The sequence below is a fragment of the Micromonospora sp. SD12 genome, from assembly GCF_052068495.1.
Taxonomy (GTDB): Bacteria; Actinomycetota; Actinomycetes; order Mycobacteriales; family Micromonosporaceae; genus Micromonospora; species Micromonospora echinofusca.
The window spans coordinates 68578-83842 of record NZ_JBQHDF010000006.1 but is presented as its reverse complement, the minus strand read 5'-3'; the positions used below and the strand labels follow the sequence as shown (position 1 = coordinate 83842).

At 70.3% G+C, this 15265-nt stretch carries 13 protein-coding genes; 4 read left to right on the top strand and 9 right to left on the bottom strand.

All coding sequences use genetic code 11. From position 1 onward, the window contains the following. Position 1 precedes the first annotated feature (1 nt). From ACTMS2_RS14715 to ACTMS2_RS14690, 6 genes are all read right to left on the bottom strand, one after another. Positions 2-832, bottom strand: coding sequence for a hypothetical protein (locus ACTMS2_RS14715; protein ID WP_441175850.1), 831 nt, complete (start codon positions 830-832; stop codon positions 2-4). Further along, entirely contained in the window at positions 829-1668 is an 840-nt protein-coding gene (locus tag ACTMS2_RS14710) for a DUF692 domain-containing protein (RefSeq protein WP_441175849.1), read from the bottom strand. Before ACTMS2_RS14710 ends, ACTMS2_RS14715 begins: the two co-directional genes overlap by 4 nt. An 80-nt stretch (positions 1669-1748) precedes the next feature. Continuing rightward, the gene (locus ACTMS2_RS14705; RefSeq protein WP_269458869.1) at positions 1749-1880 is read right to left on the bottom strand and encodes a hypothetical protein; all 132 of its coding nucleotides are present in this window, start codon (positions 1878-1880) and stop codon (positions 1749-1751) included. A 61-nt stretch (positions 1881-1941) separates the two neighbouring features. After that, the gene (locus ACTMS2_RS14700; RefSeq protein WP_441176016.1) at positions 1942-3972 is read right to left on the bottom strand and encodes a glycosyltransferase; all 2031 of its coding nucleotides are present in this window, start codon (positions 3970-3972) and stop codon (positions 1942-1944) included. A 590-nt stretch (positions 3973-4562) separates the two neighbouring features. Beyond that, positions 4563-5507: an N-acetyltransferase family protein gene (locus ACTMS2_RS14695; protein WP_441175848.1), complete on the bottom strand. Its 945-nt coding sequence runs from the start codon at positions 5505-5507 to the stop codon at positions 4563-4565. Between the two features lie 131 nt (positions 5508-5638). Then, positions 5639-7630: an acyl-CoA dehydrogenase family protein gene (locus ACTMS2_RS14690; RefSeq protein ID WP_441175847.1), complete on the bottom strand. Its 1992-nt coding sequence runs from the start codon at positions 7628-7630 to the stop codon at positions 5639-5641. 334 nt (positions 7631-7964) lie between these two features. Between ACTMS2_RS14690 and ACTMS2_RS14685 the strand changes: the two genes are divergently transcribed. The 3 genes from ACTMS2_RS14685 (at position 7965) to ACTMS2_RS14675 (ending at position 9912) form a co-directional block, all read left to right on the top strand. Further along, the gene (locus tag ACTMS2_RS14685; protein ID WP_441175846.1) at positions 7965-8243 is read left to right on the top strand and encodes a BON domain-containing protein; all 279 of its coding nucleotides are present in this window, start codon (positions 7965-7967) and stop codon (positions 8241-8243) included. A gap of 111 nt (positions 8244-8354) precedes the next feature. Then, positions 8355-8762, top strand: a complete 408-nt coding sequence (locus ACTMS2_RS14680) for a YciI family protein (RefSeq protein WP_101410960.1) — start codon at positions 8355-8357, stop codon at positions 8760-8762. A 4-nt stretch (positions 8763-8766) separates the two neighbouring features. After that, positions 8767-9912 (top strand): RNA polymerase sigma factor, encoded by a 1146-nt coding sequence (locus ACTMS2_RS14675; protein WP_441175845.1) that lies wholly within the window; start codon positions 8767-8769, stop codon positions 9910-9912. 99 nt (positions 9913-10011) lie between these two features. Here ACTMS2_RS14675 and ACTMS2_RS14670 read toward each other — a convergent pair whose 3' ends face one another. From ACTMS2_RS14670 to ACTMS2_RS14660, 3 genes are all read right to left on the bottom strand, one after another. Then, positions 10012-10284 (bottom strand): GlsB/YeaQ/YmgE family stress response membrane protein, encoded by a 273-nt coding sequence (locus ACTMS2_RS14670; protein WP_357720257.1) that lies wholly within the window; start codon positions 10282-10284, stop codon positions 10012-10014. A 285-nt stretch (positions 10285-10569) separates the two neighbouring features. Beyond that, positions 10570-12291, bottom strand: coding sequence for an exo-alpha-sialidase (locus ACTMS2_RS14665; RefSeq protein ID WP_441175844.1), 1722 nt, complete (start codon positions 12289-12291; stop codon positions 10570-10572). Between the two features lie 461 nt (positions 12292-12752). Next, on the bottom strand, positions 12753-13484 hold the full coding sequence (locus ACTMS2_RS14660) for a FadR/GntR family transcriptional regulator (protein ID WP_088999715.1): 732 nt from the start codon (positions 13482-13484) through the stop codon (positions 12753-12755). A 137-nt stretch (positions 13485-13621) separates the two neighbouring features. On the opposite strand from ACTMS2_RS14660, the gene ACTMS2_RS14655 reads away from it, so the two are divergent. Continuing rightward, positions 13622-15247 carry an ABC transporter substrate-binding protein gene (locus ACTMS2_RS14655; RefSeq protein ID WP_441175843.1) on the top strand — a complete coding sequence of 542 codons (1626 nt, stop codon included), beginning with the start codon at positions 13622-13624 and terminating at the stop codon, positions 15245-15247. The last annotated feature ends 18 nt before the right edge of the window (positions 15248-15265 follow it).

Below are 15265 nucleotides of genomic sequence, written 5' to 3'. Positions count from 1 at the left end.
CTCAGCACGTCCTTCCGGTCGTCAGCGCGATCGCCCCGAACCGGTGCAGGGCGCGGAGCGCCTCGACGACCGGGCGCGGGTCGGGATAGGCGGAAGCGATCTCGTCCACCGTGCGGACGCCGTCGCACCGGCGCCACACCGACTCCATCGCGACGTTGAGCCGACAGGTCTGTACGAGGGCCTTCAGCGGCCGCTTGACGAACAGGATCCGTACCGGCTCGGCCAACGGCGGCACGTGCTCGGGCACATCACCGGACTGCAACCTTGGCAGAAGGGCGGTCAGGTCGTGTCGGAAATGGTCGACGAGCACATGGGGGCCGGTGATCGGCACGTGGTCGCCGAACGACCCTGGCGGGGTCGTCCGGTGCGCGAACTCGGCGGCGCTGGCACAGGATGCGACACCGAACCCCTGCACCAGCAGGTGTTTCTCGTACCGGAGCAGATCCCAGGCGTACGCGGGCCGCAACTCGCCCTCGGCGAACAGCTTCTCCGCGAACTCGCACAGCCGGGTGGTGGCCAGGATGACGGCGCTCTCCGCGACCGGGATCGGGGGATACTCCCGACAGAAGCGGACCAGGTGGCGGTCCAGTTGGGTGTGCAGGACCAGCGCCGACAACGGCGTCGACTTGAGCGCCAGGCCCAGCCGGGCGTGCGCGAGGTTGCCGGCGTGCAGCCGCAGTCGCTTCCGGTCCATCCGCCGCAGGCTGTCCAACTCCCGTTCGGTGAGGTCGTATCCTGGCGGCCGGTCCGCGCCGTCGGCGAAGAACTCCCGCTGGAAGTACGGGTCGGTGAGTAGCCGGCTGAACACCCGTTGCATGTCGAGCAGGCTCATGAGCCGGCTTCCACCCGGTCGGGCAGCAGGTCACGTGCGCGGTCCAGGTGGTCGAGCAGCTCTGCGAACTCCGGCCAGTCAGAGTCCCACTCGAGCAGGATCGCCTTTACCGGCGCGCGTTCCACCACGTGGGCCGCCAACTGCCAGACATGCTCGTTGACGGGGCTGCTGTGGGTGTCGACGATCATCCCGGCCATCTCGACCCCGCCGGCGATGTGCATCTGCACCACCCGCTCCAGAGGTATGGAGTCGAGGAACTCGTACGGGTCGAAGGCCAGGTTCACCGAGTTGATCCACACGTTGTTCACGTCGATCAGTAGGCCGGTGTCGGTTTCCTCCAGCACCCGGGTGAGAAACTCGCCCTCGCTGAGGTCGTTGCCGGGGACGGGAAAGTAGTAGGTGACGTTTTCCAGCAGGAAGGGCGGATCCGGAATTCGCGCCTTCAATTGCCGGACATTCCGGCACACGGCGTCGAGGCTCTCTTCGGTGAACCATACCGGAGTGAGCTGCTCAACATCGACCTCGGGCACCTTGGTGAAGCTGAGGTGGTCGCTGAACCAGTGGCCCTTCGTGGCCTCCACGAACTGCGCGAGCCTATTCAGGTAATCGTCGTCGAGAGGCGCGGCCGTGCCCACGGAGAGGCCGACGCCGTGCGGAATCAACGGGAAGGTGTCGCTGAGTTCCAGAAGCCGAAGGAGTTTCTCCGGCGGGGCGTGGAGATATTGGTCGGAAATTACCTCGAGAAAATCGATTCGGTCCGCGTTGGCGACAATGTCGTGGTGCAGCGCCGTGCGGTACCCCAGGCCGGCGCCGAGCCGTGGTAGAGCCTTGCTCATTGCATCCTCCTGTGGAAAATTGTGAGGAGTGCGGGCTGCGGTGCCGGCCTAGGGCATCAGCGGCTTGGGTCAGAAGGCGGTCAGGCCTCCATACCGCAGCCCGTGCACCCACCGCAGCTCGAGCAACTCGCGCAGCCGGGGGCGTCGGTGTCGGGGACGTTGCTGAGCGAGAGCTCCTCCATCTCGAACACGATGTCCTCCTTGGTCTCCATGTGGTTCACCTCCCTTCGTGGTCGAGTGGCCGACCGACGGTGCGGACGCACTGCCGGGGTCTCAGGGAGTGCCGTCTGGGGCGGCTTCCTCCAGCACCACCGCGCCCTCGCCGCGCAGGCGCACGAGGGCGCCGATGACGTCGGCCTCCGGGGCCGGGGCCAGCGCGGCGACGATGTCGCCCACGGTGCGGGTACCGTCGCAGAGGCCGAGCAGGCGACGGGTGCCGTCGTTGAGACGCAACTCGCGGTGCTCGAGGTTGGGGTACCGGACGAAACAGACGACGCAGCCTCTGCCCGCCTCCCCGGCAGCGGCGCGGACCGGGTCGGAAGGCTGGCAGAACAGCTCGGTCACGTCGTGGTCGAACGACTCCACCAGGGTCGTGCGGGTGCGGCGCGGTACCATCCGCCGCAGGACCGGCGTCGGGAACCGGGTGCCGGCGTGCACGTCCCGGTCGTACGGGCCGTCCTGACTGGCCCAGAGCCGGCCCCGCTGGTAGCGCAGCACGTCGGCGAGGTAGGCCGGGGTGACGGCGGCAGCCGCCGCGGCCCGGTCCAGGTGCCGGGCCAGGTGGTCACAGAACGCCTCGGCGACGGCGAACTCGTCGGCCGGCGGTGTGGCGTCCCGCGTCGCCACGAACCCGGCGACGACGTCGGACCAGGCTGTGCCGAACAACGCGGCCAACTTCGGCGTGAGCTCGGCCAGCAGGTCGGGCAGGTGCGGGGGTGCGGGCATACCCCGGGCCGACGAACCGATGTCGACCAGCGATTCCCAGGCGTCGGCGAAGACGTCGAAGGTGTCGAACTCGGTGCCGAGCATCCCTCCCGCCGCGCCGATGCGGGCGGCCTTGTCGGGGTCGCGGATGACCAGCTCGAGTTGCGCAGCCAGCTTCTCGTGCTCCTTGGGGTCAGCGACAGTCAGGACGTTCTCCTGGTCGATCAGGCGGTGGGCGTACGACTGCTTCTCCAGGATCTCCCCGGACAGCACCAGGCAGGTGCCGCAGGAAAGCACCTCCCGCGGTACGACCGGACCATGGATGCCGATCGGAAAATCCCGCTCCAGGAAGCACACCGCCGTGCAGGTACGGATGAACCGGGCCACCCGCCACGGCGGCACGAACCCGAGGATCGTGCTCCGGTCGGCGAGACCGGCGGCGCGGATCTCCGAGCGCATCCGGTCGAGCTGGGACTCCCCGCTGAGGAAGAGCGCGTTGAAGCGAAGTCCCCGGCCGGCGAGGACGGCCATTGCCGCGATCAGGTCGAACGTGCCCTTCCGGTCGCCGGGTTTGCCGTACATGCCGATGGTCGGTAGCGCCGGGTCGAACTGGACGCCGAAACCGTCGATGGATGCGGCGGCGATCTCGGCGGGGTTCATCGGCTCGGCTTCGGGTGAGAACGCCGATCGCGGCAACGGGTAGGGCGGGCCGGCCCGCAGCGCGTTGCGCTCGACACCCATGCCGAGGAACCGGCGTACCAGGGAGGGTTTGGTCGCGACGGCGGTGGCCGAGCGCAGGATCTCCTTGTAGACCGCCGCCAGTTCGGGCAGGCGCATGAGCCGGTCGAGGTCGCTACCGGCATGCTCGACCAGCATCGGCGTGCCGGTGAACGTCGACGCGAGGTGTCCGGCCACCACGTACGGCTCGAAGTAGTAGGCGACGATGAGTTCGCAGTCGTGTTCGCGAATCGTCGCGGTGGCCAGGCCGGCGAGCTTCGAGACGAATGGGTTGCTCAATGGGATGTGTGTCATCCGGCGCGGCGTCATCGGTTCCGGGTTTAGCACCCTGACCCCGCCGCCCGAATCGGGGAATTGCGGTTCGTAGTGCTCCGCGTCCCCGTCGTCGAGGCGCTGCCGGAAACGCGCCTCGACCTCATTCGCGTTCGTTACCACGAATACTTGGTGACCACGGGACGCCAAAGCCCTCGCGGCCCAGTAGTTCTGGGCACTGACTCCGCCCTCGATCGGAGGATACTTGCCGATAAAACATATCCTCAAGGATCCGCTCCTCTGGGTGAGGGGAGTTGCGAAGCGAGCGTATGGGGAGGTCGAGTTTTCCGTCAACGGATCGGAGAATCCTGGGCCGGGTTGAAGGTGCATCAAATGGCGGGTAGACCCCGGAGGGGTGTCACGCTCGGTCATGTCTGGCCCAATGGATCAACAGTCTGGCTGCCGGAACGGGAAAGGCTCCTGAAACCGCCGGCCAACGGGAATCGCACAGCCTGTCGGGCATTCGCGTCGAGGCCGCCGGCCAGCTCCGCCCCGGGCTGCCTGTCCGACATGCGTGACATCGGCCAGTGATGCCTGGGCCACGCATCGTGACGGTCGTGGCTGGAGAATGCAAAGCATTGGTAAGCCGTTGACCAAACAGGTCATCAGGGAACAGGAGGAGCCATTCCCTGCTAGCCCGAGCCCATTTTTAGCCTGTTCGGCGCTCGTTGCGCAGTGCGGGATACCGGACAAGACGCCCCGCCGGACGGTGCGCCCGGGGGTCTTCCCACGTCCGTAGCGCGGCGCGACGCTGGAGAAAGCTGGGCCTTGAAGATCTTCCCGTACGAGGAAGCGGGACGACGAGCCAGGGGTGCGCGCCGATCGGACGGACCGCCGGGCGGCCCACCAGGACGCCGCCACCACCGTCGGCAGCCCGCCGATCCCGCCAGGGCGGCGTGCGTTCCGTGCCGACGAGACGGTCAGGTGGCGACGGTACGGTGCAGCCGGAGGAAGGACTCGGTGAATCCGAGGGCCGGCCAGGCGCGCGACGCGAGCAGGTTCGTCACCCGCCAGTCGGTCGCCACGCTGTCGAATCCACTGTCGGCGGCCCAGTCGATGACGGCCTCGCCGAGCGCCCGGCCCGCGCCCCTGCCCCGCGAGTGGGGGAAGACAGCAGCGAAGCCGAGGAATCCGGCGTTGTCCGGGCGGGCCAGACCCAGATGCGTACTCGACTTCTCCAGAGCGCATCCGATGGCCGAACCGACGACGTGGCCGTCCGACTCGGCCACGAACGTGACGAGTCCGGTGTCGGCGATGCCCTCCTCCCACTCGGCCAGGTTCTCCTTGACGGTCGACAGCACGCCGGGGGAGAACGTCGGGGACGATCCGTGCTGCCGGGGAAGTTCCAGGTCGAGCTCGGCGAGTGCCGGGATGTCCCCACGAACAGCCCGACGCACCGACAGCCCCGCGACGTCGACGGTCCGCGTCCTGACCGCAGGCCTGACGGCGTGCGCCTGCTGCTGTCCGAAACCGAGTCGGAACCAGGCCCGGACGAGGTCGGCGTCGTGCGCCGGCACCAGCACGTAGTGGGCCGTCCGGCCTTCTGCGACCCATCGGGTCGCCGCCGCCGCGTACAGGTCCCGTATCACCTCTGCGTCGGTCACCGCCTGCCCCGCCGCTTCCACCCAGATGTTCGGCCCCCACACCGGTGACGATTTAGGCGATCCGAGGACGAAGCCGACCGCAACGGCGTCGCGCAGTGCCACCGCGCCTGACGCGCCGGTCATCTCGAACGCGACGGTCAGCTCGCGCAGTGCGGCGTCGACCGCACAGAACCGCGCGGACAGCAGCGGCTCGGCCATCCGGTGCCGGCGGTGCCGTTCGGCCAGCAGCGCGCCGCACGCGGCCAGATCGGCGGACTCCATCGGCCGTACTCTGACTCGGGACATGTCCCGCAACGGTAGCCACCGGCCCGTCCGCCGGCATCGGATTTTCCGGGACGGGCAGCGACAGGCACGTCACGGGTCACGACTCAGGACCCTGCGTCGGATCCCGCCTACGCCGGTACCGCCTGCGGATCCTCGGCGGCGTCGTGCGCGGCCATGGTCTCCTGCCGCAGGGGTTCCTCGCGCAGGATGGCGCAGTGCAGCCACGCGTCCGGGATGCCGAAACCGTCGACGAGGGTCCGCATGTGCGGGCGCAGCTCCTTGAGCAGCCCGTTCACCACGCCGGTGATCGCCTTGCTGCGGGCCGGCGTGAGACGGCCGTGCTCCAGGAACCATCCCTTGTGGGCCTCGATGACGCTGAGCGCGTACAGGTCGCAGACCCGGGACAGCAGCGCCCGGACCGCCGGGTCCGGGGTGTCCTCGATGCCGGCGACGAACGCCTCCAGGGTGACCCGGTCGACGTGCGCGGCGGCGACGGCGAGGACGTGGTCCTGGACGTCGTTGAAGATGTCGAACGGGCGGTCCTGCTTCGTGGCCGCGCCGTTGCGCAGGCGCCGGACGGCGCCGTCGAGGAGGTGCCTCTCGCGGTCGTCGAAGACCTTGAGCTGCCAGCCGCGGTCGGTGACGGCGACCTCGTCGTCGCGGCCGGGCACCGCGCTGATCATCCGCTCGATGAGCGAGCGCGCGGCGGTGCGCTCGAGCACCATCTCGCGGACCTGTTCGGCGACGAACGAGGCGCGCCCCCAGCCGTCCAACGAGCCGAACTCGTCCCGGTAGCCGGTGAGCAGCCCCTTGGCCACCAGTTGCAGCAGCACCGTGTTGTCGCCCTCGAAGGTGGTGAAGACGTCGGTGTCGGCCTTGAGGCTGGGCAGCCGGTTCTCGGACAGGTAGCCGGCGCCGCCGCACGCCTCGCGGCACATCTGGATGGTGCGGGTCGCGTGCCAGGTCTGCGCGGCCTTGAGACCGGCGGCCCGAGACTCCAGCTCCCGTTGCCGGTGCTCGTCGACCGGCTCGTCGCCGCCCTGCGCCTCGCTCAGCGCGACCACCAGCTCGGCCTGGGCGAAGTGCAACGCGTACGTGGTGGCCAGGGCGGGCAGCAGCTTGCGTTGGTGGGCCAGGTAGTCGTTGAGCAGCACCTCCCGCTCCGCGTCGGGCGTGCCGAACTGGCGGCGGATGTCGCCGTAGCGCACCGCGATGGCCAGCGCCGACCTGGTGGCCGCCGACGCGGCCCCGCCCACGCTCACCCGGCCCCGGACCAGCGTGCCGAGCATCATGAAGAAGCGCCGGGAGTCGTTCTCGATCGGGCTGGAGTACGTCCCGTCCTCCGCGACCTGACCGTAGCGGTCCAGCAGCATGTCCCGGGGCACCCGCACGTGGTCGAAGCTGAGCCGTCCGTTGTCGACGCCGAGCAGGCCGGCCTTGGCTCCGGCGTCGCCGATGGTCACGCCGGGCAGCGTGTTGCCCTGCGCGTCGCGGATCGGGACCAGCCACGCGTGTACGCCGTGCCGCCGTCCATCGGTGATCAGTTGCGCGAAGACCACCGCCATCCGCCCGTCCCGAGCCGCGTTGCCGATGTAGTCCTTGCGGGCCGCCTCGTGCGGGGTGTGCAGGTCGAAGGTCTGCGTCTGCGGATCGTACGTGCAGGTGGTGCGCAGCTGCTGGACGTCGGAGCCGTGGCCGGTCTCGGTCATCGCGAAGCAGCCGAAGATCTCGCCCGAGACGATGTCCCGCAGGTAGGCGTCGTGGTGCCGCCGGGTGCCGAGGGCCGCGACCGCGCCGCCGAACAGGCCCCACTGCACGCCCGCCTTGACCATCAGCGACAGGTCGACCTGCGCCAGCATCTCGCAGGCCACGATCGAGCCGCCGATGTCGCCCCTGCCGCCGTACTCGGTGGGGAAGGCCGACGCGATGCCCAGTCCGACGGGGAGCTCGGAGAGCAGCCGGGTGATCCGCTCACGTGCCTGGTCGCCGGTCTCGCCGTACACCGGGAGGAAGCGCGCGTCGAGGTGGTCGCGGTGCGCGTTGCGGACGTCGGCCCACGGCCCGTCGAGCGTTTCCCGCAGGCGGGCGGGGTCGATGCGGTCGGACGCGTGATCGGCCATGGTCACCCCTCGAAATGGCGGACATATCGGTACGTCTCTGCCCAATCAACACTACCCGCCACCTACCATGGCCCGGCGAGCGAGATCGCGGTGAGACGGGACACCATCGCCGTGTCGTAACGTCGGCGGCCCCCGCACGGTCGTGCTCGTCGCCGGCCGCTCCCGTCGTCCCCGACAAGGCACCTACCCGCACAACGGCAGGCGCACACGTCCGATCCTCCCGTCGCCATGGCTCGTCACCGTCCCGGGCGTGAATCGTCACGAGGCTGTCGTATTGCGGCGGAGCCTGCGGGGTAGGGCTCTCCGGGAGACGCCAAGACGTGAGGAGCGAGTCGTGACGTACCCCTGGTTGTTCCCCGACGGCCTGCCGTCGCAGTTCCGTGCCGAGCCCACCTCGGCGGACGCCCGGCTGGCCTGCCGGCTGCTCGACCGGATGCAGCGCGATCCGCTGCTGCGTCCCGAGCGCATCTGTATCGAGGTGCAGAACCGCGTGGTGATCCTGGAAGGAACGGTCGGCGAGCCCGACCTGAAGGCTCGTGCCCACGCCCTCGCGTGGAGCACCCCTGGCGTGCACGACGTGAACAACCGGCTGTGCCCGCCCTCCGACGCGTGATCGCACAGACCTGAGAAGAATCTCCACGGCGATGTCGAGAATCCGGGACTGGCTCCGTCCCTGCCATGAACGCGACCACAATGGTCGGCGCCAGCACCGAGGAGAGACATCATGGCCAAGTACCTGCTTCTCAAGCACTACCGTGGCGCACCGGCCGCGGTCAACGACGTGCCCATGGACCAGTGGACGCCGGAGGAGATCTCGGCACACATGCAGTACATGGACGACTTCGCGACCCGGCTCGAGGGCACCGGCGAGTTCGTCGACGGCCAGGCCCTCGCCCCCGAGGGGACGTTCGTCCGGTACGACGGTGAGGGGCGCCCGCCCGTCACCGACGGCCCGTTCGCCGAGACCAAGGACCTCATCGCCGGCTGGATGGTGATCGACGTCGACAGCTACGAGCGCGCCGTCGAACTGGCCGGGGAACTGTCGGCGGCCCCGGGGGCCGGCGGGAAGCCGATCCACGAGTGGCTGGAGCTGCGTCCGTTCCTGACCGCACCGCCCACCATCACCGAGTGACCTGATGGACGAGGCGCTGCTCCGGAGCCTCACGCCGGTGGTGCTCGGCGTCCTCGTCCGCCGCGGAGCCGACTTCGCGGCGGCCGAGGACGCCGTTCAGGACGCGCTGCTCGACGCTGTCCGGACGTGGCCGGCCGACCCGCCGCGCGACGCGAAGGGCTGGCTGGTCGCCGTGGCCTGGCGCCGGTTCCTCGACGCGACCCGCTCCGACGTGGCCCGCCGCCGGCGGGAGGACCTGCTCGACGAGGAGCCGACGCCCGGGCTCGTGCCCGCGGTCGACGACACGCTCCAGCTCTACTTCCTGTGCGCCCACCCGACGCTGACGCCGTCGTCCGCGGTCGCGCTCACGCTGCGCGCCGTCGGCGGACTGACCACCCGCCAGATCGCCCAGGCGTACCTGGTGCCCGAGGCGACCATGGCGCAGCGCATCAGCCGCGCCAAGCGCACCGTGGCCGGCGTACGGTTCGACCAGCCGGGCGACGTCGCCACCGTGCTGCGCGTGCTCTACCTGGTCTTCAACGAGGGCTACTCCGGTGACGTCGACCTCGCCGCCGAGGCCATCCGGCTCGCCCGGCAACTCGCGGCCGCGATCGACCACCCCGAGGTGGCGGGGCTGCTCGCCCTCATGCTGCTGCACCACGCCCGGCGTCGCGCCCGGACCGCGCCCGACGGCAGCCTGGTGCCGCTGGCGGCGCAGGATCGCGGCCGGTGGGACACCACGTCGATCACCGAGGGCGTCGCCATCCTCCAGGCGGCCCTCGCCCGCGACCGGCTGGGCGAGTTCCAGGCCCAGGCCGCCATCGCCGCGCTGCACGCCGACGCGCCCACCGCCGAGGAGACCGACTGGGTGCAGATCGTCGAGTGGTACGACGAACTCGTGCGCCTGACCGACAGTCCGGTCGTCCGGCTCAACCGCGCCGTGGCGGTCGGCGAGGCCGACGGGCCGCGCGCCGGACTGGCGGCGCTCGCGGCGCTGGACGATTCGCTGCCCCGCCACACGGCGGTGGCGGCCTACCTCCGCGAGCGCGACGGCGACCTGACGACGGCGGCCCGGCTGTACGCCGAGGCGGCCCGGAAGGCACCCAACCTCGCCGAACGCGACCACCTGACCCGCCAGGCCGCCCGGCTCAACACCCGCCGGTGCCCCTGACAGCCGGACCGGTGGTGACACCGGCAACGGTCCACCGGTCGCGCGGACAGCAGCGCCGGCCCGCCCCCTGGGGGGACGGGCCGGCGTACGCGCTGCGCGTCAGCGAATCCGACGGCGACCGTAGGCGCCCGCGACGACGGCCACACCGATCGCGGCGAAGATGACCTGGATGGCCAGCTCGATCCAGTCGATGCCCCTGGTGTCGTCGACACCGAGGGCGCCGGCGACGAGGGTGCCGAGGATCGCGGCGACAACGCCGATGAGCAGGGTCAGCCAGATCGGGATGTTCTGCTTGCCCGGTACGACCAGCCGACCCAGCGCGCCGATGATCAGGCCGATGATGATCGCGGTGAAGAAGCCGGTAACTTCCACGAGAGTCGTCCCTCCAGAGGGGTTGTCGTCGGTTCTGATCTTGCCCAGCCCCGTCGGCGTCGAAACCCTCGCCGTGTCGGCCGTCAGGCACCTCAGCAGGTACGGAGGACGCTCCGCACCGGCGGCCGGCGGCACATGATCACGGAGAGTGAGTCAATGCCTACCTCACCGTAACCCGAACCGGACCCGGCGGGCCGGAACACGCGCAACGCCGCCACACCGTCCGCCGTCGGCGGGAACCCGGCCGGGTGCCGCGGTGCGTACGGCACCCGGCCGGGTTCCGCGTCAGGCCGCCTTGACCCAGTCGAGGGTGAAGCGGGCGAAGTGGATGCCTCCGGTGTTGCCGACCTCGTACAGGTTGCCGATCCTTCCGTCGGACAGCACGGCCATGGTCGAGTAGCCCGCCCCGCCCGGCTTGATCAGCGCCCGGGCCGGCCAGCTGGCGCCGTCGTCGGTGGACAGCCGGACGGTGAGGTCGTTGCGCGCGGTGGGGTGGGCGTTGTTGCTGAACAGCGCCGTACGGGTGCGCACCGGCGCCCCGTTCGCGCCCACGTCCGACGGGCGCAGGTAGGACAGTTCGTCTGCGTTACACAGCGGATCGGTCAGCGCGGCGCTGGCTGTCGCCGGGCCGAACGTCGCGCCGCCGTCGGTGGACGTGGCGTAGAAGCGGCTGCGGGTCGAGTTGTGGCGCATGTTCTGCACGACGGCTCCGGTGCCGCGCTCGATCGCCTTGCTCTCGTTGATGTTCCCGCCAGCGGAGCCGCCCCGCCGCCACGTCACGCCGTGGTCGTCGCTGTAGATGTTGCCGGCGTGGCTGGTGCCGGCCGCGTCCCGGTAGGCGATCGGCTGGACCAGGCGCCCGGTGCTGGTCTGGATGCCGTGGCCGGAGGAGAAGAACACCTGCCGCCACGCCGGGTCCTTGATGGCCGGGTTCAGCTCCACCGGCGCGCTCCAGGTGGCGCCGTCGTCCCGGCTCGTGATGTACCGCAGGTGCATGCTGTTCGGGTCGTCGGCGGTGTTGAGTCCGGAGCTGCCCGACCAGAAGCTGATGCCCGGCCTGGGGGAGTACGTGAAGAAGCAGTAGACGGTGCCGGTGGCGCGGTCGACCAGCAGGCTGGGATCGCCCGCCCCCTCACGGGTGGTGGCGGGGGCGTGGATGACGCGCGGCTGCTCGAAGGTGCGGCCGCCGTCGGTGCTGCGGATCATGGCGATCTGGATGTTGTTGGTGCCGCCGCCGAGGTCGTACGAGCCGTCGACCCGCGCGTCGGCCACGGCGATGACGGTGCCGCTGTTCGTGACGGCCATCCCGGGGATGCGGACCGAGGCGACGGTGCCGTCGTAGCGGCCGCCCGCGCCGTTGAGGTTGCGGATGACGGTCTGCGTGGTCAGCAGCGTCGTCGTGGTCAGCTGCGGGTTGCCGGCGGCCATGTCGCACGCGGTGGTGCCCCGCAGTGTGGTGTCGAAGCCCGGGGCGGTGACCCGCAGGGTGTACGGGGTGCCGCTGCCGACCGTCCAGTAGTGCAGGAAGTTGCCGCCTGCGGCGACCGTGCGGGTCCATGGCGAGCCGGTGCGCCCGGGCCACGTGACGGTGAAGTCGCGGGCGGTGGTGGTGCGGTTCTCCAGGATGAGCTGGAGACGGCCGGCGGTGCAGTCGAAGCCGGTCTGCGCGGACATGCCGGTGCCGCAGTGGAACACGCCGGCGGAGGTGTCGTCCAGACCCGTCGGGGTGGTCGTGCGCAGCGTGTAGGCCGTGCCGGCCGCCAGGGTCCAGTAGAGCTGTGCGCTGCTGCCGGCGGTGACCGTCCTGGTCCACGGGGAGTTGGCGCGCCCGGGCCAGGTGACGGTGAACGTCTGTGTGGTGGTGCTGCGGTTGTCCAGCAGCAGGAGCAGTCGGCTGGTCGTGCAGTCGGCGCTGACCGTCGCGCCCACTCCGGCGGGAGCGGCGTGGGCCGGCGTGGCGGGCAGGAGCGCGGCCAGGCCGAGGAGGGCGGCCACGACGGCTGTCACTCGGCGCGGTATGGCGCGGGCAGGAGGCACGGGGATTCCTTCCGGGGGAGGTGGGGAATCGGAGAGCCGAATCAGCCATAAGACGTCGGATGTCCGATGTCCTGACGCTAAGGGGCGCCGCGCCGGCCGTCAAGAGATCGATCGATGGGCAGGCGTCGGCGCCGGCGCGGGACGTGTCCACGTGCCACCGCCCCGGAGCTGTCCGGTCGACGGCGGGTGATGGCGGGTCTGGCCGCCGGGCGCAGACCGGGCGGGCGCGGGAGCCGGCCGGACGGCACGCTCCGCCACGGCGGGCATCCTCGTGCCCGCCGGTGGGCCGGGGCCGTCGGCCGGCGCGGCGACGGTGCGGCGTACGCCATCGGTCGGGTCGCCCGCGAGCGCGTGCCGGCCGCGAGCCTGGTGCTGCGGGCGCCGTCGCGGGGCGTGCGGGGTGGGGGGGAGGTGGGCCGCCGTCTGCCGGCTCAGGGCTGTACGGCGCGCGCGATGCTCGCCCGGATGGGCGCGTAGTGCTCGGCGATGGCGGAGCGCAGGCCGGCGGGGTCGCCGGCCGCGACCGCGTCCACGATCGCCCGGTGCCGCTGCGCGGTGATCACCCGGTCCTCCGGCTCGGTGCGCAGCGTGGGGGCCACGATGGCCTGGACCTGCCAGAACGCCTCGGTGAGCTGGAGGATCAGGTCGTTGCCGAGGGGCTCCATCAACTTGAGGTGGAACGCCCGATCGACCTCGAGGAAGTCCTTGCCCTGGGCGGCCAGGTTCTCCATCTCGTCGGCGAGCGCGGAGAGTTCCGCGCGGTGCTCCTCGTCGAGGACGTCGATGGCCTGGGCCGCCAGCCCCTGTTCGAGGGTCTGCCGGACGTCCACGACCTGCCCCAGTACGTGGTGGTCCTCCTCGCCGCTCAGCAGGCCACGGAAGGCGAGGCTCTCCACGAGGGCGTTGAGGGACATGCGCCCGACGAAGGTGCCGTGACCGTGCCGCACCTCGACGATGTCGAGGGCGGAAAGGATCTTGACTGCCTCGCGGACGCTGGAGCGGCTGGCTCCCACCGCCTCGCACAGCTCGATCTCGGTGGGCAGGAGGTTGCCCGGCTTGAGGCGGTTGCGCAGGATGTACTCCTTGATCCTGGTCGCGACCTCCTGCCGGCGGGGACCCGGGCGCTCCGTGCCGCGTAGCGGAGTCGCGTCAATGGTCGTCATCTGCCCCTTGCCCTTCGTTCATGAATCTGACACGCTCAGCCTATCGGCATCAGACGTCAGACGTCATACCCATAACTTCGAATCCCCCAAGCGCGAGCGGTGACGCGAGCGCATGAAGAGCCTATGGAGGCATCTCCGTGAGCACCACTGGTAAGCCGCCGAGGAGCCGGCGCGTCCCCGCGCGCCGAGTCCGCCCACTGGCCATCGCGTCCGTCGCAGCGACCCTGGCGATCGGGCTGGCGGCGTGCAGCGGCGGCCCTGCATCGACCAACGCCGTCGGCGACGGTAAGGGGGGATCGTCGATCGAGACCACGTTGGCGTTCACCCTCTCCAGCGGGTTCGATCCCGCCAACGCCTCCTCGGCGGTGGCGACGGCGGTCAACCAGCACATCTTCGAAGGCCTCGTGGATCTTGACCCGGTTACCCGGGAACCCTACCGGGCGCTGGCCAAGGACGACCCGACGGCCAGCGCCGACGGGCTCACCTACACCGTGTCGCTGCGTGACGGCGCGAAGTTCTCCGACGGCACCCCCGTCACAGCGGAGGACGTGGCCTGGTCCTTCACCCGGGTGCTCAAGCCGGCGGACCCCAAGACGCCGCCGCTGATGCAGGGGTTCGTCTCGTTCATCGACTCGGTCGAGGCCAAGGACGCCACGACGGCCGAGTTCACGCTGAAATACCCGTTCGCCCTGTTCGCCGAGCGCATCTCGGTCATCAAGATCGTCCCCAAGGCGAAGACGGCGGACGCCGCCGCCGCGAAGGCCTTCGACACGGCACCGATCGGCTCCGGCCCGTTCAAGATGGACAGCGCGTCCAAGGAGTCGGGCATCAAGCTGAGCAGGAACCCGAACTACGCCGGCCCCCGGCCCGCCAAGGTGGACACGATGACGTGGAACACCACCACCGAGGCCTCGGCCCGGGTGTCGGACCTGCAGGGTGGCCGGGTCCAGGCCATCGAGTCGGTGCCCTACCTCAACGTCGACGCGCTCAAGGGCAAGTACACCGTCGACGTGAAGCAGGCCTTCAACCAGGTCTTCCTCATGTTCAACTCGGCGGCGGCGCCGTTCAGCGACAAGCGGGTGCGCCAGGCCCTGCACCACGCGATCGACAAGGACGCGGTCATCAAGACCGCGCTCAACGGCTACGGCAGCCCGGCGACGAGCTACCTCGACGAGGGCAACAAGGACTACCAGAAGGCCGCCACGGTCTACGACTACGACCCCGAGAAGGCCAAGGCCCTGCTCGCCGAGGCCGGCGTCACGAACCTGTCCTTCCGGCTCGACACGACGGACAACTCCGTGGTGAAGGACGTCGCCCCGCTGGTCATCGAGCAGTGGAAGAAGATCGGCGTCAACGCCAGCCTCAACACGGTGCCAAGCTCGGCCATCTACGGCGACATCGTGCCGAAGGACACCTTCCGGGTGCTGATGGCCACCGGGGACCCCAGCGTCTTCGGCGTCGACACCGACCTGCTGATGCGCTGGTTCTACTACGGCGAGACGTGGCCGGGACAGCGCTACCGCTGGAGCGACGCGAACCGTAAGGCCATGGCCAACCTGCTCGACAAGGCGGCCCAGACGTCCGACGAGGCGGCCCGCAAGGCGCTGTGGAAGCAGGCCCTCGACCTAGCGGCCGAGGAGGCCGCGCTGTACCCCGTCCTGCACACCAAGGTCGTCACCGCGTACGACCCCGCCAAGCTCACCGGCTTCTCGGGCGCCGCGACCACCGGCCTGTACTTCCTGGGCGCCAGCCGGAGCGGCTGAGCCCGCCCCGGGGGCCCG